The 21,980-nt window shown below is 34.3% G+C and carries 26 protein-coding genes and 2 pseudogenes; 15 read left to right on the top strand and 13 right to left on the bottom strand.

What is annotated here, in order from left to right:
• Positions 1 to 4 precede the first annotated feature (4 nt).
• A complete protein-coding gene (locus DI487_RS00405; RefSeq protein ID WP_109567898.1) occupies positions 5 to 1,411 on the bottom strand; it encodes a TlpA family protein disulfide reductase in 1,407 nt (468 codons plus the stop codon).
• A gap of 158 nt (positions 1,412 to 1,569) precedes the next feature.
• On the opposite strand from DI487_RS00405, the gene DI487_RS00400 reads away from it, so the two are divergent.
• Complete coding sequence (locus tag DI487_RS00400; protein ID WP_109567897.1) at positions 1,570 to 3,186, top strand: ABC-F family ATP-binding cassette domain-containing protein; 1,617 nt, start codon at positions 1,570 to 1,572, stop codon at positions 3,184 to 3,186.
• Between the two features lie 32 nt (positions 3,187 to 3,218).
• On the opposite strand, the gene DI487_RS00395 is transcribed toward DI487_RS00400, so the two are convergent.
• The 8 genes from DI487_RS00395 to DI487_RS00360 form a co-directional block, all read right to left on the bottom strand.
• Positions 3,219 to 3,425 carry a (4Fe-4S)-binding protein gene (locus DI487_RS00395; RefSeq protein ID WP_109567896.1) on the bottom strand — a complete coding sequence of 69 codons (207 nt, stop codon included), beginning with the start codon at positions 3,423 to 3,425 and terminating at the stop codon, positions 3,219 to 3,221.
• A gap of 48 nt (positions 3,426 to 3,473) precedes the next feature.
• Positions 3,474 to 3,755, bottom strand: coding sequence for a GNAT family N-acetyltransferase (locus DI487_RS00390; RefSeq protein WP_109567895.1), 282 nt, complete (start codon positions 3,753 to 3,755; stop codon positions 3,474 to 3,476).
• A gap of 6 nt (positions 3,756 to 3,761) precedes the next feature.
• Positions 3,762 to 4,160 (bottom strand): OsmC family protein, encoded by a 399-nt coding sequence (locus tag DI487_RS00385; protein ID WP_109567894.1) that lies wholly within the window; start codon positions 4,158 to 4,160, stop codon positions 3,762 to 3,764.
• A 5-nt stretch (positions 4,161 to 4,165) separates the two neighbouring features.
• Complete coding sequence (locus DI487_RS00380) at positions 4,166 to 4,741, bottom strand: TMEM175 family protein (RefSeq protein ID WP_109567893.1); 576 nt, start codon at positions 4,739 to 4,741, stop codon at positions 4,166 to 4,168.
• Complete coding sequence (locus DI487_RS00375) at positions 4,741 to 5,271, bottom strand: NADPH-dependent FMN reductase (protein ID WP_109570549.1); 531 nt, start codon at positions 5,269 to 5,271, stop codon at positions 4,741 to 4,743. Before DI487_RS00375 ends, DI487_RS00380 begins: the two co-directional genes overlap by 1 nt.
• A gap of 11 nt (positions 5,272 to 5,282) precedes the next feature.
• Positions 5,283 to 6,182 (bottom strand): pirin family protein, encoded by a 900-nt coding sequence (locus tag DI487_RS00370; protein WP_109567892.1) that lies wholly within the window; start codon positions 6,180 to 6,182, stop codon positions 5,283 to 5,285.
• A 154-nt stretch (positions 6,183 to 6,336) separates the two neighbouring features.
• The gene (locus DI487_RS00365; RefSeq protein WP_109567891.1) at positions 6,337 to 6,921 is read right to left on the bottom strand and encodes a DUF3592 domain-containing protein; all 585 of its coding nucleotides are present in this window, start codon (positions 6,919 to 6,921) and stop codon (positions 6,337 to 6,339) included.
• An 81-nt stretch (positions 6,922 to 7,002) separates the two neighbouring features.
• Complete coding sequence (locus tag DI487_RS00360; protein WP_109567890.1) at positions 7,003 to 7,875, bottom strand: pirin family protein; 873 nt, start codon at positions 7,873 to 7,875, stop codon at positions 7,003 to 7,005.
• Between the two features lie 184 nt (positions 7,876 to 8,059).
• On the opposite strand from DI487_RS00360, the gene pyrR reads away from it, so the two are divergent.
• The 5 genes from pyrR to DI487_RS00335 all read left to right on the top strand — a co-directional run bounded on the left by pyrR (position 8,060) and on the right by DI487_RS00335 (position 11,315).
• A complete protein-coding gene (pyrR, locus tag DI487_RS00355) occupies positions 8,060 to 8,602 on the top strand; it encodes a bifunctional pyr operon transcriptional regulator/uracil phosphoribosyltransferase PyrR (protein WP_109567889.1) in 543 nt (180 codons plus the stop codon).
• A 28-nt stretch (positions 8,603 to 8,630) separates the two neighbouring features.
• Positions 8,631 to 9,557: an aspartate carbamoyltransferase catalytic subunit gene (locus tag DI487_RS00350; RefSeq protein WP_109567888.1), complete on the top strand. Its 927-nt coding sequence runs from the start codon at positions 8,631 to 8,633 to the stop codon at positions 9,555 to 9,557.
• 33 nt (positions 9,558 to 9,590) lie between these two features.
• A complete protein-coding gene (locus DI487_RS00345; protein WP_109567887.1) occupies positions 9,591 to 9,923 on the top strand; it encodes a ribonuclease Z in 333 nt (110 codons plus the stop codon).
• Positions 9,924 to 10,018: 95 nt separating this feature from the next.
• Complete coding sequence (locus tag DI487_RS00340) at positions 10,019 to 10,342, top strand: hypothetical protein (protein WP_109567886.1); 324 nt, start codon at positions 10,019 to 10,021, stop codon at positions 10,340 to 10,342.
• 67 nt (positions 10,343 to 10,409) lie between these two features.
• On the top strand, positions 10,410 to 11,315 hold the full coding sequence (locus DI487_RS00335) for a ribonuclease Z (protein ID WP_109567885.1): 906 nt from the start codon (positions 10,410 to 10,412) through the stop codon (positions 11,313 to 11,315).
• Here the strand turns inward: DI487_RS00335 and DI487_RS00330 are convergent.
• Positions 11,312 to 12,394, bottom strand: coding sequence for an SRPBCC family protein (locus DI487_RS00330; RefSeq protein WP_109567884.1), 1,083 nt, complete (start codon positions 12,392 to 12,394; stop codon positions 11,312 to 11,314). The genes DI487_RS00335 and DI487_RS00330 overlap by 4 nt on opposite strands.
• Positions 12,395 to 12,708: 314 nt before the next feature.
• Between DI487_RS00330 and DI487_RS00320 the strand changes: the two genes are divergently transcribed.
• Positions 12,709 to 13,095, top strand: coding sequence for a pyrophosphohydrolase domain-containing protein (locus tag DI487_RS00320; RefSeq protein WP_109567882.1), 387 nt, complete (start codon positions 12,709 to 12,711; stop codon positions 13,093 to 13,095).
• Positions 13,096 to 13,154: 59 nt separating this feature from the next.
• Here DI487_RS00320 and DI487_RS00315 read toward each other — a convergent pair whose 3' ends face one another.
• Positions 13,155 to 14,222 carry a branched-chain amino acid aminotransferase gene (locus DI487_RS00315; protein WP_109567881.1) on the bottom strand — a complete coding sequence of 356 codons (1,068 nt, stop codon included), beginning with the start codon at positions 14,220 to 14,222 and terminating at the stop codon, positions 13,155 to 13,157.
• A gap of 245 nt (positions 14,223 to 14,467) precedes the next feature.
• Here DI487_RS00315 and DI487_RS00310 point away from each other — a divergent pair, with 245 nt between their 5' ends.
• The 4 genes and pseudogenes from DI487_RS00310 (at position 14,468) to DI487_RS16200 (ending at position 16,477) form a co-directional block, all read left to right on the top strand.
• Positions 14,468 to 14,977: a DUF4920 domain-containing protein gene (locus DI487_RS00310; protein ID WP_109567880.1), complete on the top strand. Its 510-nt coding sequence runs from the start codon at positions 14,468 to 14,470 to the stop codon at positions 14,975 to 14,977.
• Between the two features lies 1 nt (position 14,978).
• Positions 14,979 to 15,452 (top strand): hypothetical protein, encoded by a 474-nt coding sequence (locus DI487_RS00305; protein WP_109567879.1) that lies wholly within the window; start codon positions 14,979 to 14,981, stop codon positions 15,450 to 15,452.
• Between the two features lie 58 nt (positions 15,453 to 15,510).
• Positions 15,511 to 16,166 (top strand): annotated as a pseudogene (mnmD, locus tag DI487_RS00300) (tRNA (5-methylaminomethyl-2-thiouridine)(34)-methyltransferase MnmD).
• A 116-nt stretch (positions 16,167 to 16,282) separates the two neighbouring features.
• Positions 16,283 to 16,477, top strand: a complete 195-nt coding sequence (locus DI487_RS16200) for a hypothetical protein (protein ID WP_109567878.1) — start codon at positions 16,283 to 16,285, stop codon at positions 16,475 to 16,477.
• A 45-nt stretch (positions 16,478 to 16,522) separates the two neighbouring features.
• Here the strand turns inward: DI487_RS16200 and DI487_RS00290 are convergent, their stop codons facing one another.
• A complete protein-coding gene (locus DI487_RS00290) occupies positions 16,523 to 17,461 on the bottom strand; it encodes a LysR substrate-binding domain-containing protein (RefSeq protein WP_109567877.1) in 939 nt (312 codons plus the stop codon).
• Positions 17,462 to 17,568: 107 nt separating this feature from the next.
• Between DI487_RS00290 and DI487_RS00285 the strand changes: the two genes are divergently transcribed.
• The 4 genes and pseudogenes from DI487_RS00285 to can all read left to right on the top strand — a co-directional run bounded on the left by DI487_RS00285 (position 17,569) and on the right by can (position 20,722).
• Positions 17,569 to 18,048: a Dps family protein gene (locus DI487_RS00285; protein ID WP_109567876.1), complete on the top strand. Its 480-nt coding sequence runs from the start codon at positions 17,569 to 17,571 to the stop codon at positions 18,046 to 18,048.
• A 109-nt stretch (positions 18,049 to 18,157) separates the two neighbouring features.
• A complete protein-coding gene (locus tag DI487_RS00280) occupies positions 18,158 to 18,418 on the top strand; it encodes a hypothetical protein (RefSeq protein ID WP_146193342.1) in 261 nt (86 codons plus the stop codon).
• Positions 18,419 to 18,487: 69 nt separating this feature from the next.
• Positions 18,488 to 20,067, top strand: a pseudogene (locus DI487_RS00275) (SulP family inorganic anion transporter).
• Between the two features lie 19 nt (positions 20,068 to 20,086).
• A complete protein-coding gene (can, locus tag DI487_RS00270) occupies positions 20,087 to 20,722 on the top strand; it encodes a carbonate dehydratase (protein WP_109567874.1) in 636 nt (211 codons plus the stop codon).
• Here can and DI487_RS00265 read toward each other — a convergent pair.
• Positions 20,719 to 21,918 carry an LETM1-related biofilm-associated protein gene (locus tag DI487_RS00265; RefSeq protein WP_109567873.1) on the bottom strand — a complete coding sequence of 400 codons (1,200 nt, stop codon included), beginning with the start codon at positions 21,916 to 21,918 and terminating at the stop codon, positions 20,719 to 20,721. The genes can and DI487_RS00265 overlap by 4 nt on opposite strands.
• Positions 21,919 to 21,980 lie beyond the last annotated feature (62 nt).

Raw genomic sequence — 21,980 nt, 5'->3', positions numbered from 1 at the left:
TTATTTATTGTAAGTTTTTATGAAAGTTGATGTCAAACAGATTGGCAAAGCCATTTTTTATCGTACCATCCGAATTCAATACAATTACCCGGTGTACCTTAGTGATCACCCATTTTTTCTTAATATCTGAAAAGTCGGTTGATTTATATTCGTTAATTTGATCCAATTGGAAATTTTTAAGCGCTTTTTTCCAGTTCTCTTCCGAGTCATTAATGTTGATAGCAACAAAATTAACGGCAGGGAATCGTTTTTTAAGTTCAGCGATTTTTCCGTGAGAAGACTTCAGATGCGATTCAGCATTTGTAGTCCAAAAGAAAATAACTGTTTCCTTATTTTGTGTTAATTCTTCTACCGGAACAGTTCGGTTTTGCTGATCGACCAAATGAACATCCGGCAGTCGCTTTCCGATAATTAGTTTTTGAACGGCTTCGGAGATTTCGCGAACTTCTTTTTGTTGTTCTTTATCGGTAGAAAGTTCAAGATAACGATCAATGAATTTTTTATTATTGTACATGTTTTGGTCTTCCAGTAAATACATGTAAGCAATATTGTTTAAGATAACATTTTTAATCTGGTGATCTTTAACTAAAGTGTCAGCAATATTTAGTTTTAAGATATTGTTCTCTAATGAGTTTTCGTTGAATTTCCCACCGTTTTTGGAATAAGTAATATTGCTTAATAAAGCTGAGATGTATTTTATGAATGGCGAAAAATTAGTTAAGTTCTTATTGTTGTAATAAAGTGATTTACGATAGTTGTAATAGTTTTCAGGTAATTTTTCATACACTTGCTCTCCTGTTTTGAACTGGTGAGCAAAAGGATAGATCTCTTTTTTCATGTAATGATTGAAATCTAAACTAGCCTTAGCTATTGAATCAAATCCTGAACCCCAGCCAATTTGAGCTCTTCTTTTTAAGTAAAAAGCTTTTTTACTGCTGTAACTGGAATCGATCAGGTGTTCAAAATCGTTTAGGTTGTAATCAATTGCTTCAAATAACTTGTCCTTATCTCTATCGTTCCTGAGGTATAGGTCAATTAAGAAATTGTTTTTTTCCTCACCTCTTCCGCAAAAAGCCAATGAATTGTCAAAATCAAAAGCGTTTAAACGGATCATCAAACTATCATTCTTTTCAAAATAAATGTATTGATACTCCGGTTCGCACTTAAAAGTATACAAGCCAGGAGTTAAAGAGTCAAATTTTTTATAGAAACGGTTTTTTTTGTCAAGAAAAAGAGTGTCCAGTACTTTTCCGTCTTTCATAAAAAGTACAAAAGTACTTTGCGGATTAATGATTTCCCCACCAAAATATGCTACATAATTATCCGGCTCAAATACTTTTTCACAGGAAGTAAAAAAAGTTGAAAGTAGAACAGATGGGGTTAATAGATATAGTAGGTATTTCTTAATCATTAAATTACATTCATAATGGTTGTAGACAAATGTATAAGTTATTCATTAATGCCCTTGTTAATAGACAGTTAAAATAAACCTATATTTATTCTAAATAATCACTCCAAAACTGCACTATTTTTTCTACTTTTGCAACAATTTTAATAAAAAAAGAAAAAATGTTAACAGTTTCTAATTTATCGGTTCAGTTTGGAAAGCGTATTTTGTTTGATGAGGTTAATGTGACTTTCACTCAGGGCAATTGTTATGGAATTATCGGAGCTAATGGTGCAGGAAAATCTACATTTTTAAAGATTTTATCAGGAGAAATAGAGCCCACATCCGGTCACGTTATCTTAGAGCCAGGAAAAAGAATGTCTGTTTTAAACCAGAACCATAACTTGTTTGATGAGCATACAGTTTTAGAAACTGTAATGATGGGGAATAAAGTGTTGTATAAGGTAAAAACTGAAATGGATGCATTGTATTTGGATTACTCCGATGAGAATGCCGACAGAATAGGGGAGTTGCAAATGCAATTTGATGAAATGAACGGATGGAATGCAGAAAGTGATGCTGCAACATTATTGTCGAATTTAGGGATAGGTGACGAGTTTCATTATACTTTAATGGGTGAGATGGATGCCAAATTAAAAGTCCGTGTGTTATTAGCACAGGCTTTATTTGGAAATCCTGATGTGTTGATTATGGATGAGCCTACGAATGACCTGGATTTTGAAACGATCGGATGGTTAGAGAACTTTTTAGCAAACTACGAGAATACCGTATTGGTTGTATCACATGACCGTCACTTTTTAGATGCGGTTTGTACTCATATTTCCGATATTGATTTCGGAAAGATCACTCATTATTCCGGTAATTATACCTTTTGGTACGAAAGTAGCCAGTTAGCAGCTCGTCAAAGAGCGCAACAAAACAAAAAAGCGGAAGAGAAAAAGGCAGAATTGGAAGAGTTTATCCGTCGTTTCAGTGCTAACGTGGCAAAATCAAAACAAGCGACCTCTCGTAAAAAAATGTTGGAAAAATTAAAAGTTGACGATATTAAGCCATCAAGCAGAAGATATCCGGCAATTATTTTTGAACAAGAACGTGAGGCAGGAGATCAGATCTTAAATATTGAAAACCTGAGTGCTTCTACTGAAGGCGAAGTTTTGTTTAAGAATGTCGATCTTAATGTAGCCAAAGGTGATAAGATCGTAGTATTCTCTAAAGATTCAAGAGCAACAACGGCTTTCTATGAAATTATCAACGGAAACCAGCAAGCGGATTCCGGAAAATTTGAATGGGGAATTACAACGACTCAATCGTATTTACCGGTTGAAAATCATGACTTCTTTAAATCGGATCTGAATTTGGTTGACTGGTTGCGTCAATGGGCAAAAACGGAAGAAGAGCGCGACGAGGTTTACGTTCGCGGTTTCCTTGGGAAAATGATTTTTTCCGGAGAAGAGGCCTTGAAAAAGTGTAATGTGTTGTCAGGAGGAGAAAAAGTACGTTGTATGTTATCCAGAATGATGATGATCAGAGCCAATGTATTAATGCTGGATGAACCGACCAATCACTTGGATTTGGAATCTATTACAGCTTTCAATAATTCGCTTAAGAATTTTAAAGGAACTGTTTTATTTACTACTCATGACCACGAGTTTGCACAAACGGTTGCCAACAGGGTACTGGAGATCACTCCGAACGGAACAATCGATCGTTACATGACATTTGACGATTATTTAGACGACCCGAAAATCAAAGAATTACGAAAAACAATGTATTCATAAAATAAAAAACTCCCGCAATTGCGGGAGTTTTTTTATTTCTTTGTACTCAAAGCGCCACTTGGACATTTAGCTACTTGATCGATCAATTCTTGTGAACTTGCATGTTCTGGTTTTACCCATGGTTTTTCTTTTGGGTTATATACTTCGGGTAATGTTTTAACACAAATCCCTGAATGGATACATTTTTTCGGTTGCCATATTATGGTTACCTCTCCGTTTGTATATTCTTTGGTTTCCATAGATTTACAATTAATGGATTAATGATTAAAGTTACTTAAATTTTAAGGTTAAAACAAAACATCACTAAGACTATTGTCTTTCTCAAAAACGGCTTTAGCAAACGGACAAAGAGGTAAAATTTTTAAATTGTTTTTACGCGCATAATCGACAGCAGCCAAAACCATTTTTTTTCCTACACCTTGCCCTTTAAAGTCGGGAGAAACCTCGGTGTGATCAATTATAAATTTTTCAGGTCCTGCCCAAGTGTAAGTCATTAATCCTGCTGTTTTGCCATCAGAAAGAGCTTTGAAATTCCCTGCTTTTTCAGTGTTATGTTGAATGATTTCCATAGTTTTTTATTTAATATGAGTATTAATCGTAATCTCCCCGGTTAAGGCTTTGTGAACCGGGCAGGCTTCTGCAATTTGATGCAATCTTTTAATCTGTTCTTCGGTTAGATCGGTACCTTCAAAATGAAGAGTTCTGGTAAAAGTAGTCGTTCTGGTTTCACGGTTATTATCTAAGTGAATTTCCACATCTATTTTTTGAGCAGTCCAGTTTTTTCTATCCATATACATTTTTAGTGTAGCTAAAGTACAAGCTGAAAGTGCAGCGGCCAATAACTCCATAGGGTCAAAACCTTTGTCTTTTCCGCCCAGATCTAAAGGTTCGTCAGCAATGATAGTGTGGGCTCCTGTTGTAATTTCAGTATAATAATTTTCTTGTTCTATAAAGGCTTTTACGTTTGCTTCCATGATTTTTAAGTGTTAAGTGTTTTTTCGATCCTTGTGTCGGGAATAAGCCAAAGCAATGCTACACCGGCGTATAACAGCATACTCATTATGGGAATAAAATAGGAGAGTATGACTCCGGCAAAGTAAAGCAGTAATGACAGGCTTTCTTTATTGTAATTTTTAAGAGCTATTTTTAATTTAGAGTTCTCTCCTTCATAATGAATGGAAGACTTTTCTAAAAGAATAAAGGCTAAAGCACACAGAAATAAATTGACGCCATACAGCGCAACCGGATTTTTGTCAAAATGATTTTCTCCCATCCAACCGGTTGAAAACGGAATTAATGATAAACAAAACAGTAAAAAAAGATTAGCCCAGAGCAGTTTTCCGTTTACTTTTTGAATAACATGAAATAAATGATGGTGATTGTTCCAATAAATTCCGATATAGATAAAACTCAGGATATAAGAGATGAATTTAGGAATTATAGGCTTCAAAGCTGTAAAATCGGCCCCTTCAGGTACTTTCATTTCTAAAACCATAATGGTAATGATTATAGCCAGAACACCGTCACTGAATGCTTCTAATCGCTTTGTTGTCATTATTGTACGTTTTGCTTAAAGTCTGCTATTTTAGCATTTAGTTCATTAAGAAGTTCAGGATTGATCACACCATTTTCTTCGTCAAAATTTTCATAGAATTTCGGCAACGAAAAACTTTCAATAATATCAGCGCCAAAAGCCGGAAAGTTCTTTTGTGCCAAAGCCATCGAATTTCCTCCGCCATAGCCGCCCGGTGAAGTACTCATCAGGAACATTTTTTTATCCTGAAAGACTTTTACATTGATTCGTGAACACCAGTCAAAGATATTTTTAAAAGCAGCTGTGAAATTTTTGTTGTGTTCGCTCATAGAACAGATAATAACATCACTTTCGGCAATAGCTGCTAAAAACTGATGAGCTTGCTCAGGGAATCCCTTTTTTTCTCTATCGACTGAAAAAACGGGCATTTCAAAATCATTAAGATCCAGTAAATTAACAGTATCGTCAGGAAAAGATCGCAATACAAATTTGACTAATTCACGGTTAATGGATGTGGAAGAGGTGCTTCCTGCAAAAGCTACTATTTTCATATTTTTCAATTTTATTTTTTATGGAATGGATTAACCGGTAACGGGACATATTCCTTATCGTCTCCGGGAACTTTAGGAAAGGCTTCGTGATTTTGGTCGCGCCAGTTTTCTTTAGCCCGTTCAATCACTTCCTTATCAGAATTGACAAAATTCCAGTAAATAAAATGCTCTTCAGCAAAAGGCGTTCCGCCAAAAAGATAAACGGTTGTGTTTTCGCTCATGCTAAATTGACAAAGTTTTGAATTTTTAGCAATTAATAACTGTTTTGTGCCATAATCATTGTCTTCAATGTTAACATTTCCTTCCATAACGTACATGGCCACTTCACCATACAAATGTTCGCCAATATTTAAAGTGACAGCCTCAGAACTTTTAATTTCTATAAAATACAATTCAGAGTGGACATTGACAGGCGATTGTTTGCCAAAAGCTTTTCCGGCGATTAATTTAAAATGAGTAGTGTCTTCTTGCCAAGCAGGAATTTCACTAGCTTCAATATGCTGAAATGTAGGTTCACATTGTTCTAAGTGCTTGGGTAAAGCCACCCAGATTTGCAAGCCATGAAGCTTTTTATCCGTATGGCGTAAATATTCAGGAGTTCGTTCCGAATGAACTACGCCTTTTCCTGCAGTCATCCAGTTGACAGCTCCGGGGGTGATCTCAATGGCACTTCCCAGACTATCGCGATGAAAAATAGATCCTTCTAACAAATAGGTCAGAGTAGAAAGCCCGATGTGCGGGTGCGGCGCTACATCCAAATTTTGAAAGTCTTTTAAATCTGCCGGTCCCATGTGGTCAATGAAAACGAATGGGCCTACTTGTCTTTTTTCACGGAAAGGCAATAATCTTCCCACTAAAAAATTGCCGATATCAGCGGCTTTTTCTTCTAAAATTAATCCGATATTTGACATTTTTATTCAAATTTTAAGTAGGCATGAGCCTGGAATGTTTATTTTGATTACTTAGTTACCGTTTTTATGCCAATAGATACCAACGGATAATCAAGTAGTATTCTTTTTATAGCTGTTTTTGCATTTGTTTCAACAATTAACCACAGTTCTATATTTATTTCAAATTACCGGTAACCATTAATCCGCCAATAGTACAAAAAGTAAGACTAAAGATTAAAAAAAATAACGACCAGCTCCATTTGGTAAAAAAGGTGTCTAAAATAGCTTTATTCGGATTCCATTTCAGGTATAAAATATCTCTTTGTTCATTTTCTGAAATTTTTTCAGTTGTCTGAACCCTATCGGAATTAATGAAATAGCGTTTACCGTCATTAGCCTCAAAGACAAATTTATAGCTGTAAACAATATCTTTTTCTTCAATGAACATATCGTGTATGGGATTTTCCGTTCCTCTGTAAACTTCCGAGAGTTTTTTAAATGAAGCTATACTTTCTTTAACAGCTGTTATTGTAGCCGTAGTTTTAATAGAAAAAATGAGAAAAAATACTCTCGATATAAATGATAAAATGAAGCCAATAACAGCGGCTAACCCAATTCCTAAAAATAATGAGCCGTACCAATCTTCTTGTGGTTCATACTTTTCAAGTATACTATGATTTCCTATTGTCAATAAGAGAATCAAAACGAGTACTCCAAACAGAACTCCATAATAATTTATATTTTCTTTATTTAACTTCATTATGTTTGAAATTTAAACCCACAAGCTAAAAAAAAGTAAACGTTATTCCTAATTTCCAATAAAAAAGAGGCAAAATGTTTTTTATTCTAAATAACCGAATTTTCCTTCGTTATAATCGTTAAAAGCCTCTACAAGTTGTTGTTGCGTATTCATCACAAACGGTCCGTAAGCGGCAATAGGCTCTTTAAGCGGTTCACCGCTAATGACTAATACAATACTATTTTCTAAGGCTTCAAAAGTGAATTGTTCACCTTCATTTTCAAATAATATAAAATGATCGGTAGCTACTTTTTCCGTTCCGTTAACGATGATACTTCCTTCAATAACAATAGCTGCGGTATTGTAATGTGCCGGAAATTCAAATTCGGCTTTTCCACCTTTTTGGAGTTTAGCATTCATCATATTAACCGAACTAAAAGTGGTAGCCGGTCCTTTTTGGTCTTTATAGTTCCCGGCAATGATCTCAACCAATCCGTTTGTACCTAGATCTACTCGTGTCATTTCACTATTTTGAATCGCCTGATATTTAGGTTGACTCATTTTGTCTTTTGCCGGCAGATTTACCCAAAGTTGAACCATTTGAAAAATTCCTCCGTCTTTAGCCCATTCTGTTTCGTGAAATTCTTTGTGCAAAACACCGCTGGCAGCAGTCATCCATTGTACATCGCCCTGACCGATAATTCCGCCACCTCCGGCACTGTCATGATGTTCCACTTTTCCCTCATAAGCAATAGTTACTGTTTCAAATCCCCTGTGCGGATGTACACCAACGCCACGGGGTGTATCAGTAGCGGAGAAGAAGTGTTTAGAGTTATAATCGAGCATGATGAAAGGATCCATTCGTTCCATGTCTAGGTGATAGGCACTCGGGATAAAGTTGTGAACTCGGAAACCATCGCCGACAAAATGAGGAGTGGGGGGCGCTAATACTAATTCTATATTTTTTGTTTTCATACTATCTTTTTTTGTTTGATACAAAGTTACAACAGCTAAAAAAGAATGAAGTTAATGTAGGATAAGAAATCAGAGATATCGAAGTTTTTTATAATTTGTTTTTCAATTTCTCATTTGAGAACATTTCCTCTAAAGTTAATGATTTTTGTTGTAAATTTACACACCAAACACAACTCCACACTCTATGAGTCAAAAAGTTCTGCTTTCAGCAAAGGAAATTTCTATTATTTTGCATCGTTTGGCTTGCCAGTTAATTGAAAATCATCAGGATTTTAAAGATACTGTTCTTATCGGAATTCAACCGCGCGGTAAATTTCTTGCCGAGCGTTTGGTAAAGATTTTAACAGAAGAATATCACATTCAAAATATTTCATTAGGTTTTTTAGATATTACATTTTTCAGGGATGATTTCAGGAGAAATGAAAAACCTCTGGAAGCGAATAAAACGGAGATCGATTTTGTTGTCGACGATAAAAAAATCGTTTTTATAGACGATGTTTTATATACCGGCAGGAGTATTCGGGCAGCATTAACCGCAATACAGTCGTTCGGAAGACCTTCAGAAATAGAATTATTAACGTTAATTGACAGAAGGTTTAGTCGCCATTTACCTATTCAACCGGATTACAGAGGAAGGCAGGTAGATGCCATTAACAATGAAAAAGTAGTGGTTAAGTGGAAAGAATATGACGGAGAAGATGAAGTTTTATTGGAATTGAAAAAATAAACAACAACAACACAACGATACAATTTGAATGAAAACACTTTCGGTAAATCATTTAATAGGAATTAAATACATCACCAAAGAAGATATTGAATTAATTTTTGAAACGGCAGACCATTTTAAAGAAGTGATCAACCGTCCCATTAAAAAAGTACCTTCTTTACGGGATATAACTATTGCGAATATCTTTTTTGAGAACAGTACCCGTACTAAACTTTCCTTTGAATTGGCTCAAAAACGTCTTTCTGCTGACGTGATTAGCTTTTCGGCAGCGCAATCATCGGTAAAAAAAGGAGAGACATTGATTGATACGGTAAATAATATTTTATCGATGAAGGTTGATATGGTTGTTATGCGCCATAGTTCGCCGGGAGCAGCACATTTTTTATCTCAGAACGTTAAAGCCAGTATAGTAAATGCCGGAGACGGAGCACATGAGCATCCCACACAGGCATTATTGGATAGTTTTACTATTCGTGAAAAATTAGGAGAAGTAAGAGGAAAGAAAGTAGTCATTGTGGGTGATATTTTACACTCAAGGGTAGCGCTTTCCAATATTTTTGCACTGCAAATGCAAGGAGCCGAAGTTAAAGTTTGCGGACCTAAAACATTACTACCTAAATATATTGAGCAATTAGGTGTAAAAGTGGAACCCGATTTAAGAAAAGCTTTAGAATGGGCTGATGTGGCTAATATGCTTCGCGTACAGAATGAACGTCTGGACTTTAGTTATTTCCCGACAACCCGCGAATATTCACAGCAATTCGGGGTAACAAAAGAGTTACTGGATTCCTTAGATAAAGAGATTACGATCATGCATCCGGGACCGATTAACAGAGGTGTTGAAATTACATCGGATGTAGCCGATTCTAAACAATCTGTTATTCTGAATCAGGTTGAGAACGGAGTGGCAATACGAATGGCTGTAATTTATCTTTTGGCGAGTAAAATTCAATAATAAATTTTATATCTTAGCTTATATTTTAAAAAGATGAAGATCGATAAAAGAGAAAATACAACGATTGTAAGACAAACTAAGAACGAAATTGATACGTTTTTGGATAATTTAGAGAAGAGTTTTCATGAGTATGAAGACTTAAATCTGATTGTTGATATTACTGTTTCTGATGACTTAAGTGTAGAGGATTTGAACAAATTTAAACAATTAAGCAAAGTACAACAGAAACAAAAAAAGTCATTAGTAGTAGTAGCTAAGGATATTGATTTTCATACTGTTCCGGATTTTCTGACTGTAGTGCCCTCAGTTTTAGAGGCTCATGATATTATTGAAATGGAGGAAATAGAAAGAGATCTGGGCTTTTAATCTTTTTTGAATTAATACACTGGCTTTTGTTTGTACCAAAAGTAATCAAGTAATTTTCGATTCTTCTTCAAAAAGAAAATTAAATCACATATTGTATGTTTGATGATTTATTGGTGTTATTAAAAAATCAAGAATTGTTTGAGGGATTTTTACATTATTTCTTACTAATAGCGTTGTTAATATTATTCTTGTTTAGATTTCTGATACGATCAAAAGAAGGAATCAGATTTTTAAAGATTTCAGCATATTTAATACTAATCATTTATGTAAGTTTGATTTCAGGAAGTGCTTTTATAAGTGGTGATTATAGTAGAATATGGGGATTAGGGGGATATTTCATATTTTTTTACGGAATTAGTACTGTTCCCAAATTTCTAAAATGGTATGATGGAAAAATAGATAAATGGAATCAGAAATAGGAAGATATAGTGTAGTGTTAAAATGATAATTAAAACTGTTTAGTAGTAAACACGGAATATAAAAATAATGAAATTAACCGTTTTAGGCTGTTATGCAGCAACTCCGAGAACTTTAACGAATCCTACTTCCCAACTTTTTGAAATCAAAAACCAGATGTTTTTGATTGATTGCGGAGAGGGAACTCAGGTGCAACTTCGTAAACATAAGATCAAGTTTTCCCGGATTAACCATATTTTTATTTCGCATTTACATGGTGACCACCTTTATGGACTGATCGGATTGATCTCTACTTTTACACTACTTAACAGAGTTAACGATCTGCACGTTTACGGTCCAAAAGGGATTAAGGAAATTATACTTTTACAACTGAAAGCTTCAGCTTCCTATACAAGTTATAATCTTTATTTTCATGAATTAGAATCTAAAGAAAGTGAGTTGATCTATGAAGACGATCATGTAACGGTGAGAACGATTCCTCTGGCACATCGTATATATACAAATGGTTATCTTTTCCGGGAAAAGAATAGCCAGCGAAAGATCAATATAGATGAGGTTAAAAAATACGATATTGATGTATGTTATTATCAAAAGATCAAGAACGGAGGAGATGTAGTTTTAGAGGATGGAACTGTTGTAGATAATAAGTTGTTGACTTTTAACCCAGAACCGGAGAAAAGTTACGCTTTTTGTAGTGATACGGTTTTTAATCCCGGAATGGTTCCTTTAATCAAAAATGTAGATGTATTGTATCATGAATCTACTTTTTTAGAATCAGAAGCTCATTTAGCGGAAAGAACTATGCATTCTACGGCTATACAAGCGGCAACAATAGCAAAAGAAGCTGAGGTTAAACATTTGGTTTTGGGGCATTATTCTACACGTTATGCTTCTATTGATGCCTTTAAGGAAGAGGCTGAGGCTATTTTTCCGAATGTGTTATTAGCGGATGACGGTATTTCGTTTGATTTCTAAAGACTATCGCTAGTTGTTACTATTTCAGTCTGGTCAGAAGTATTGTTTTGTACGGAGTCCTGCAGTGATACCACCGGAATATGCTTACGTTTAACAGGAAAGTAGTATTCAATTGTTTCAGAGACCGTTCCTTTTGAGTTTATTTCTTCTTTATGAATTTCCAGCCATTTAAATTCCTTTTCATCAAAAGTATACTGGTTTTTCTCTAAATATTCTTTTGCTTTAGTAAAAACTTCGTTTTTAAAAGAAGGGTTTCCTTTAAAGGTTACTTTGAGTGCTTGAAATTCATTTAGTTTGGCAGCATCTATTTTACTGTTTGTGGTTGTAATAATCTCTTCGGTTACCGGATAACAAGTGGCAAATCGGTTATATTTTGAATTTTGGTACACTAAAACAAAAGGTTGACCATTTGTTTCAATATTATTTTGTTTTACAAAAAGAGAAACTTCAACTTTGCTCTTTGAAAAGGCTTTTTGAAAATCTGATAGTGCTACGGAATCTTTTTTAAACACATAATTCGTTTCATGTTTAGTAATGATCCCGGTAACTGAAACCTGATGAAATAAAATTGCATCAACAATTTGCTTATTAATTTCCTGAAGCGCATTTTGTTGCTTGTTCCTGAAGAAATTTTCAATACCTCCGTTAAGTAAAGCAACTACTTTCCATCGGAAACTTAAATCTCCCGATATGTGCCAGGAAATATCTGTTTTTTGAGAATCAGAATTCGGAGTGAAGTCCCATTTACTTGTACCCTGGATGCCATTGTAATTCATTTTTTGGACAAGGGAGTCATTTTGGTATCTTTTAGCAAGAGAAAAAGAACCTTTTGTATTTTCGTTGATCCATTTGAACGAATCGTTCTCTGTAGTAAAAGTATTTTCTGTATTGGATTCAAAACGGTTAAACCAAGACTTCCATTTGGAGCCGTCAGAAACAAATTGAGAAACCGAATCTTTAGGGTGATTGACTGTAAAGGAAGTGCTGACTGAAAAATGCTTAGGTTGTGTGGTAATGAAAACCACAAAGGCAACACCAAGAAGTGCTAATAATAAAATGATATATTTAGCAATTTTCATTTAGACTAACAAAATAGTAAATTAGGAGGGCATCCAAATATAAAGAAATTATTCTTTAATATAAAACTTAATAAAGAATAAAAAAGCTATAAATAAAAGAAACCCGATCAGAATCCAGTAAATTCCTCTATATTGGTTTTTCATTTCTTTTAAGTCTTTTCTGTAAACGTAGATCATTGTTGCTATGAAGGCAATTACAAAAAATATAGCGAAATAAATTTGGCCGGTTGAAAACATTGGGAAAAATTTTTCACAAAAGTACGCAAAAGCATTAATCAAATCTATATTTTTATCGGAATAAAAAAGTTAAGAACATGAAAAAACAGTTAAGCTCAGTACAGATCTTTCACGAATCGTTCGGATTAGGAATAAGCTCTTTACCAAAAGCAGATTTAGGAGAATCTATTAATCTATTGCGGTATAATTTGATGAAAGAAGAAAATGAAGAATATTTTGAAGCCGTTCAAAACGGAGACTTGATTGAGATAGCAGATGCTCTTGGCGATATGCTTTATATTTTGTGCGGAACCATTTTAGAACATGGTTTACAACATAAGATCGAGGACGTTTTTGAAGAGATTCAGCGTAGCAATATGAGTAAATTAGGAGAGAATGGAAAACCGATCTATAGAGAAGACGGTAAAGTAATGAAAGGTCCTAATTATTTTAAGCCGAATATTAAAGAAGTATTGGACTTATAAAGAAAACAGTCTCGATGTAAAAACGCATTGTCTTGTGTCGAGACTGTTTTCATCGGAAACTAAATTTTTACAGTCCAGTTGAAAGTGTCATCTGCTACTTTATTTTGAATATTGGTAAGCTTTTCTTTTAAATATAAAGCGTACGATTTTTCAACTTTAGGCAATTCAAAATATTCGTCTTTATAAGCAAAACCGGCAATAGGATTCACTACTGCTGCAGTTCCGGCTCCGAAAATTTCTTTTAACGAACCGTCTTTGGCTGCTGCAACTAATTCATCAACCAATACTGATCTTACTTCAACATTGATATTTTCTTTTTTAGCCAGTTCGATCAGACTTTTTCTTGTAACGCCATCCAGAATTCTTTCACTTGTAGGAGCAGTATATAAAGTATCATTAATACGGAAGAAAACATTCATTGTTCCGGCTTCTTCTAATTTAGTATGAGTAGCATCATCAGTCCAGATAATTTGCTGGAATCCTTTTTCGTTAGCTAATTTTGTAGGATAGAACTGTGCGGAATAATTACCGGCAGCTTTTGCAGCACCGATACCACCGTTAGCGGCTCTACTGAAATGATCGGCAATAACTACTTTTACTTCACCGGAATAATATGATTTTGCCGGCGACAGAATGATCATAAATCGGTAGTTGTTAGAAGGAGAAGCAATAACTCCTGAGCTTGTTGCGATCATAAACGGGCGAATATATAAAGATTTTCCGTCACCACGTTTTACCCATTCTTTATCAATTTGGATCAATTTTTTTAATCCGCCTAAAAAAACCTCTTCCGGAACTTCCGGCATAGCCAAGCGAACAGCGCTTTTGTTGAAACGGGCAAAATTTTGCTCCGGTCTGAAAAGCCATACATCTCCGGCTTCATCCTTATACGCTTTCATTCCTTCAAAGATAGCTTGCCCGTAATGGAAAACTCGTGCAGACGGTTCAATAGTGAATGGCGCGTATGGCATAATTTCAGGTTGCTTCCATTGGCCGTTGACAAAGTCACAAACCAACATGTGGTCTGTGAAAACATTACCAAAACTTAAATTTTCAAAATCAATATCATTAATTTTTGAACGCTCAGTTAAGTTGAGTTTGATGTCCTCGAGAGTTTTAATTTCCATTAGTTCTTATATTAAAAATTGTGTGTTTCAAAAATAAACAAAATATCCTTTAATTTTACGTATAAAATTAAGAATTTAATAAAATAAACAATGTTTTTTTATGAATAGTAAAAAATAGGTTTAAATTTATTGGTTTTGAGTGATTTGTTGATATTTTTTTACGAATTCCTTTTGTATATTGTCGTATATAAATAATTTTACAGAAAATCAGAGAATCAATAAATTTTTTGCAAAGATAAGTAATTATGAAGAAAAATGTATTAGCTTTTGGCATTCTTTTGACCTTGTTAAGTTGCGGTAAGGACAAAAAAGAAGAACAAGTAACAGTGGTTGAAGAGCCTAAGGTAGAAGTAGAATATGCTGTTTTCGGCGATTCAATAACGTCTGAAGGAGCAATTTCCGCTCATGAAATGATGGAAAAATTCAGTAATTTAAAAGAAGGAGACACTGTAGATGTTAAATTTCAGTCTTCTATTCATGAAGTATGTCAAAAGAAAGGTTGCTGGATGACATTAGGACTAGAAAATGACAAAGAAGCTTTTGTGAAATTTAAAGATTATGGTTTTTTTGTGCCCAAAAATGCTCAGGATAAAGATGTCGTGGTTAACGGAAAAGCTTTTGTAAGTGTAATCAGTGTGGATGAGTTGAAACATTATGCAAAAGATGAAGGAAAATCACAAGCTGCCATTGACAGCATCACAGAGCCGGAAGTTACCTATTCTTTTATGGCTGATGGTGTTTTAATCCATAAATAGGATGAAGAAAGTAGTTTTTAGTTCTCTTTTAATCGTGGGATTAACTTTTTTTCAGTCTTGTAAAGAAGAAGAAAAAAAAGAAACGGCAGATGCCAAGACAGCAGAGTGTACATCAGATTCTTCTAAAAATGATGATGGATTTGATATGTATGAGATGAGTGAAATGGCTGCTTTAATGGAACAGATGTATGTTGATAACCAACGTTTAAAAGAAAGAATCCTGAAAGGGGATACCATAGGGAGGTTTCCGCAGCATTTTATGCGTATACACGAAGCCGTCTTAACGGATGAAACCGATAAGGATCAGTTTTTCAATGAACAGGCAAAAAAGTTCATAGAAGCACAAGAACTTATTTATAATGATCCTGAGAATGCTAAAGAGCATTTTAATAATGGAATTGACGCATGTATCAAATGTCACGAAGTGAAATGCGGAGGACCTATTCCGAAGATCAAAAAATTATACATTAAATAAGAGTAAAAAGTTTAAGAGTAATTCTTAAACTTTTTTGTTTTTACAGAACATTCTGATTATGAATCGAAAGATTATCACGACTAATGATGGCTCAGTGACCATTCATATTGAAGACTGGAATGAAAGCTACCATTCTAAACATGGGGCAATACAGGAAGCTTATCATGTTTTTATCAAGAACGGTTTGGATCTGTTTTCAGAAGAAGCCGCTATTTTAGAAATAGGCTTTGGTACAGGATTAAATGCTTTTATAACCTATTTAGAGCATAACAAAAGGAAGCTAAAGATCAATTATGTAGGCGTAGAGGCTTACCCGGTTTCAGTTGAAGAAATATCACAGCTTAATTATGTATCCCAGTTGGATGCTGACCAATACAAAACTATTTTTGATCGCATGCACGAATCAGCATGGGATAAGCCGACGACAATTGATGAAACTTTTTCTTTAACGAAAAGACAACAATTTTTTCAAGATATAAAGGATGAAAATACGTTTGATTTGATTTACTTTGATGCTTTCGGATTCAGGGTTCAACCGGAGCTGTGGGATGAAGCTATTTTTGAAAGAATGTTCAAAGCTTTAAAACCTAATGGTGTTTTGGTAACGTATGCATGTCGGACGAGTATTAAAAAAGCCATGCTAGCATCAGGGTTTAAAGTAGAAAAACTGCCCGGGCACCTGGTAAACGAGAAATGTTAAGAGCCTTAAAATAAAAAATTATGTTTTTTTTAAGATTTTTTTAATGAATATAATGGCAAATGTATTCTAAAAATTATTATTTTTGAAATGCGTTCTTACCCCATGTTTAACCAATATATCCTAAAAAAGTATGTCAAGATCAATGTATTCGTACACTAAATCTATACTTGAAAGAGTTAGTTTTGACCCTAGACTTTTTTGTAAAGAACTAGAAAAGGCCGTTAAAGTTTTATTACCGTATGAAATTGAGCAATTAAGAGATTGGTTACTACAATTTACAAAAGAAAAGCCGGAGTTGAGGCAGTGTTTAATATATGTAAACTAATAATATAAAAATATAAGAAAAGAGTGGTGGTATAACCACTCTTTTTTATTTTAGTTTAGGACTTATGATTTCTACATCATGAAAGGCAATAGCTCCTTTGATCACACCCGATATGGTATTGCGGAGTGCTTCTATAATATGTATTTTAAGTTCGTTTTTAGGATAAATCAAACTCACTTCTCTGGCAGGTTTAGGATCTGTAAAATCGCGAAGTTTAGCTTTATTCTTCTCATTAAGGTCAATCGTATGTAGGTATGGCAAAAGTGTAACCCCAAGGCCTTCATCAGCTAATTTGATCAAGGTTTCAAAGCTTCCGCTTTCTAAATGAAATCCGCCTTCTTCTAAAAACTTATTGTTTTTACATAGATTTAAAATTCCGTTTCTAAAACAATGTCCATCTTGCAATAATAAGATATTATCGTCATTGAGATCGTTAATCTCAATTTCTTTTTTGTTGTAGTTCTTATTGCTTTCAGGAATGTAGGCAACAAACGGTTCGTAGTATAAAACGATTTCCTTAATACTCTCTTCTTCCAGAGGAGTGGCGGCTATGGCACAGTCCAGGTGCCCGTTTTTTAACTTGGTAATGATTTCCTCAGTAGTATTTTCTTCAATAATCAAATTGACTTTAGGATACTTGTGGATGAAGTTATTCAGAAACATTGGCAACAAGGTCGGCATGATCGTCGGAATGATCCCTACTTTAAATTCTCCTCCTATGTAACCTTTTTGCTGATCGACAATGTCTTTTATTCTTCCGGCTTCATTGACAATGTTTTTAGCCTGAGTGACAATCTTTTCACCGACTTCGGTTAAGGAGATCGGTTTTTTACTTCGATCAAAGATGATAACATCCAGTTCTTCTTCTAATTTTTGGATTTGCATGCTCAAAGTAGGTTGGGTAACAAAACATTTTTCGGCAGCGAGGGTAAAATTTTTATGTTCGGCAACAGCTAAAACATAGTGAAGTTGAGTTATGGTCATCTTTAATAAATTATTTTGATGCAAATATAATAACTATCAATTCAGATTATGGGAAAAAAGTGTAAAAAATCGTAAATTTGAATGTAATTAAAAAAGGACAAAAAATTATGAAAACAAACACATTAGGCTTACCTATTAAAGAAACGGAAAAATTAATTGAAGATCTAAATACTTTACTTTCTAATTTTCAGGTATATTATCAAAATTTAAGAGGTTTACATTGGAATATCAGAGGAAAGCGCTTTTTTGATTTACACTTAAAGTTTGAGGAATTGTATAATGACTCTCAAGTAAAGATCGATATGATCGCAGAGAGAGTTCTGACACTCGGGGGAACTCCTTTACATACTTTTTCAGATTACTTGGAACATAATCGTTTAAAAATAGGGAAAAACATTTCTAAGGATGTTGAGGCCGTACAATTAGTAATAGAATCGTTAACGGATCTGTTAAAGGTAGAACGTGAAATTTTAAACGCATCCGATGCAATTGATGATGAAGGAACCAACTCTATGATGAGTGATTTTATAAAAGAGCAGGAAAAAACCATCTGGATGCTTAAAGCCTGGATGGAAGAAGAAATTTAAAAGAAGGAACCACGCAATCAGCGTGGTTTTTTTATGTATTTTTATTAGTATTTCTGCTGATAAATTCTATATTTGTGCTATGAAGTGTTTGACCAAAATAGTTCTTCTTTTGTTTTTTATCTTTCTGATGACTCCAACTGTAGTTAGTATTTTAGATAGAAAAGCAGACACTTCTTATTTTTACAATATGGCAGAAGAAGAAGAAAACCACGTTTCTTTTGAAGCGATTAATGTATCTTCTCAATTGTTTATTAATTGCGAATCTGTTTCAGTTAGCTGTTCTAAGAACAACCTTTTTCTGAACAGGAACGAAGTGATCCTTGAATCGTTATCAGCTCTTATATTTTTACCGCCTCCCGAATTATCATAATATCTTTTCAAATTGTGTAAACTTCAACTTATAGTATTTGAAGTAGAGTTTAATTTGTAAAATATATTTATGAACAAAGATTTATTTTCTAATATCAGAGGAGATTTATCCTCCGGATTAGTAGTTTTTTTAGTAGCATTGCCTTTGTGTTTAGGGATTGCGTTAGCTTCGGGAGCACCTCTGTTTTCGGGAATCATATCCGGAATCATAGGAGGCATTGTAGTCGGAATATTTAGCAACTCTAATTTAAGCGTATCCGGTCCGGCAGCCGGTTTAACAGCAATAGTAATGAATGCCATTATGGATTTAGGTTCATTTCAGGTATTTCTTGTAGCTGTTATTTTAGCCGGTTGTATACAAATCCTGTTAGGTTATATCAAAGCGGGAGCGCTATCCAATTATTTTCCGACCAGTGTGATCGAAGGAATGCTGGCTGCCATCGGAATAATTATTATTCTGAAGCAAATTCCGCATGCCTTTGGTCATGATATAGACAATGAAGGTGATTTTTTCTTTATAGAAAAATCAGGGCATAATACATTCGATACTTTAATAGAGTCCATTAACTATATCCATTTAGGCGCTTTATTGATTTCAGTGATCTCTGTAATCATCTTAATAGCATGGGATAAAGTTTCTTTCTTAAAAAGAATCAAATTATTACCCGGGCATTGGTAGTGGTGGTTGTAAGTATTGTTCTGAATGAGATGTTCAAAGGTGCCGGTTCTCCTTTGGCAGTAGTGAATGAAAGCCATTTGGTAAATTTACCGTCATTCACGGAAATTCAAGAGGGACTTTCTTTGCCTAAGTTGTCTGCATTTCTGAATCCTAAAGTTTGGATGGTAGCGGTTACAATTGCTATTGTAGCTTCAATAGAGACCTTGTTGTGTATTGAGGCAACAGATAAACTGGATCCATGGAAACGATTCACAAATACCAATAAAGAACTAAAAGCTCAGGGTATCGGTAATGTTATCAGTGGTTTTTTAGGCGGTTTGCCTATGACCTCAGTAGTGGTTCGATCTTCAGCAAATATCAATTCCGGTGGTAAAACTAAAATGGCAACGATCTTTCACGGAATTTTATTGTTGTTGTGTGTTCTGGTTATTCCTTCTGTTTTAAATCGTATTCCTCTGGCTGCTTTGGCTGCTGTATTACTAATGGTGGGGTATAAGCTGGCAAAACCTTCGGTTTTTATGCATTTATGGAAAAGCGGTAAAACAAGATTTATTCCTTTTTTCGTTACTGTAGTAGCCGTAGTAGGGATCGACCTTTTAAAAGGAGTGGCAATAGGTTTATTTGTCAGTATATTATTCTTATTGTATGAGAACCTGAAAGTAGCCTATTCATTTAACAAAGAAAATTACAAAGAAGGAGATATCATCACGATTAAACTGGCACAGGAAGTTTCTTTTTTGAATAAGGCTGCTATTAAAAAAACATTGAGCCAAATTCCGGAAGAATCAAAGTTAATTATTGATGCTTCTTTGACAACGTATATCGATTTTGATGTTCAGGAGGTTATTAAGGATTTTGTAGAAGCTGCCGAAAATAAAGAAATAGAGTTGACTTTAATAGGTTTTAAAGAGCATTACAATATTAAGAATTCACAGTCCGGAAGAATTGATATTGAAAAAGAAAATAAATGAGTTCTAATCAGAGCAAAACATGACAGAGTTTTATAAAAAAATACTGGAAAATAATAAAGAATGGGTTGAAAGAAAATTGCAGATCAGCCCGGATTATTTTAACAATTTAGCAGATGGACAAAAGCCACCGTTATTGTGGATCGGCTGTTCAGATAGCCGTGTTCCGGCCAATGAGATTATAGGGGCAGAACCGGGAGAGGTTTTTGTACATCGCAACATAGCAAATATGGTTCTGCATACCGACATGAGTATGCTGAGTGTACTGGATTATGCAGTTAATGCACTGAAGATCCAACATATTATTGTATGTGGACACTATGGTTGTGGTGGCGTGAAAGCAGCTATGACCAATAATTCCATCGGGATTATTGATAACTGGATCAGACATATTAAGGATGTTTATCGTTTTAACAGAGCGGAACTTGATGCTATTGCTGATGACAGAGAACGTTTTAATCGTTTTGTAGAGTTGAATGTTAAGGAGCAGGTATTTGATCTGGCCAAAACCTCTATCGTTCAATCTGCATGGAAAAAAGGACAAGATTTAAGTATTCACGGGTGGGTCTACGGATTAAATTCCGGATATGTTACCGACCTAGGATTGAACTTCAGCTCTAATGATGATTTGGATGAAGTGTATAAATTACAATTTTAATCTTCCAGATTTTCATTAAAAGAGGAGGGTAGAAGCTGAGGTATATATTTAATTAGAATTGGTAATAAGATTCCTCCTCCCGGAAGTAAAAAAATGGTCAAAGACGGTATTGTTTTACAAATGTCAAGTAGCTGTTTTTTTACTTTCTTTTTTTCTGTTTCATCCAGTTCGCGAGAGGTGGATTGCAGGAGTAAAATCATAAGTTCTTTGCTTTCACTTATTTCTTTGATCAGTCTGTTTTTATTGCGAATGATAAGCTTAGTAACCGTTTTATTCGTTTGGTCGTAAAAGTGTTTAACCGGATTAGAATAATTGAAATAAGGAATTTCTTCTTTGTATTTTGAGATAAATTGATCAATGTTTTGACAACTGTTATCTAAATTGATATGTTCTAATTGTAAACGGATAATGATCTCATTTAAGAACTGAAGTTCTTTTGATTCTAATTTTTCATCATTCCACAGCGCCATTTCGGTTAGGTCTAAAAGATATAAACGTTCAAGGATGTGCGGATAATCCTGAAAGTTCAGCTTTTCTAAACTGCTTTCTTCAAATTCCGGAGATTTAGTATAGCGAAGCGAGTTTTCAAATAGTTTAATGATCAGTTCATCATATTTGGTTTTGTTTTGCTTTACATTCAGAGCTAATGATACTATTTTGATACAGCAAAGCTCAAAATCTTTGATATATTTCGCTGAAAAATGATTTTTAGCTTTCAGATAGTTAAAGAAAGCTAAAACATCAATAAAAAGCAAAGCATTAGTAATAATATGAGAAAAGTTCTTACTGATAAAGTTTGCATTGGTCTGTATCCTGTCATTAATAATCACTTCCAGTTTGGAACTATTATTAGCAGAGGGGAGAATGTTCTTTAAAAAAATATAATTTTCGTGCTGAACTTCTTTATAGAAGTTTTTGGCCGTTTTGATAAAGTTTTTGCTATCGGTATCACCGGTTACTAAAGTGTAAACATAATACAAAGAAGTTAACAGTCCTACCTTAGTGATTTCGTCCTGAGAAAACTTTTCGATAGGATAGCTTTCTTTTAAGTTGAACGAAATGGTATAGCCATAAATGAAGCCCGACTCTCTGACGGTTTTGTAGAAAGAGGTGAAACTTCCCTTGAAATCGATGAAATTATTCTCGTTTTCATGGAAATATTTATCAATCCAACCTGATATAGAGGGGTTTATCATATTATAAAAATGTTGAAACAAAAATAAAAAAATCTTGCGGGGAACAAATTAAATGTTGAAAA

It is taken from the genome of Flavobacterium sediminis (assembly GCF_003148385.1).
Lineage (GTDB): Bacteria > Bacteroidota > Bacteroidia > Flavobacteriales > Flavobacteriaceae > Flavobacterium > Flavobacterium sediminis.
The sequence above is the reverse complement of the archived record's forward strand: the minus strand, read 5'-3'. Positions and strand labels throughout refer to the sequence as shown.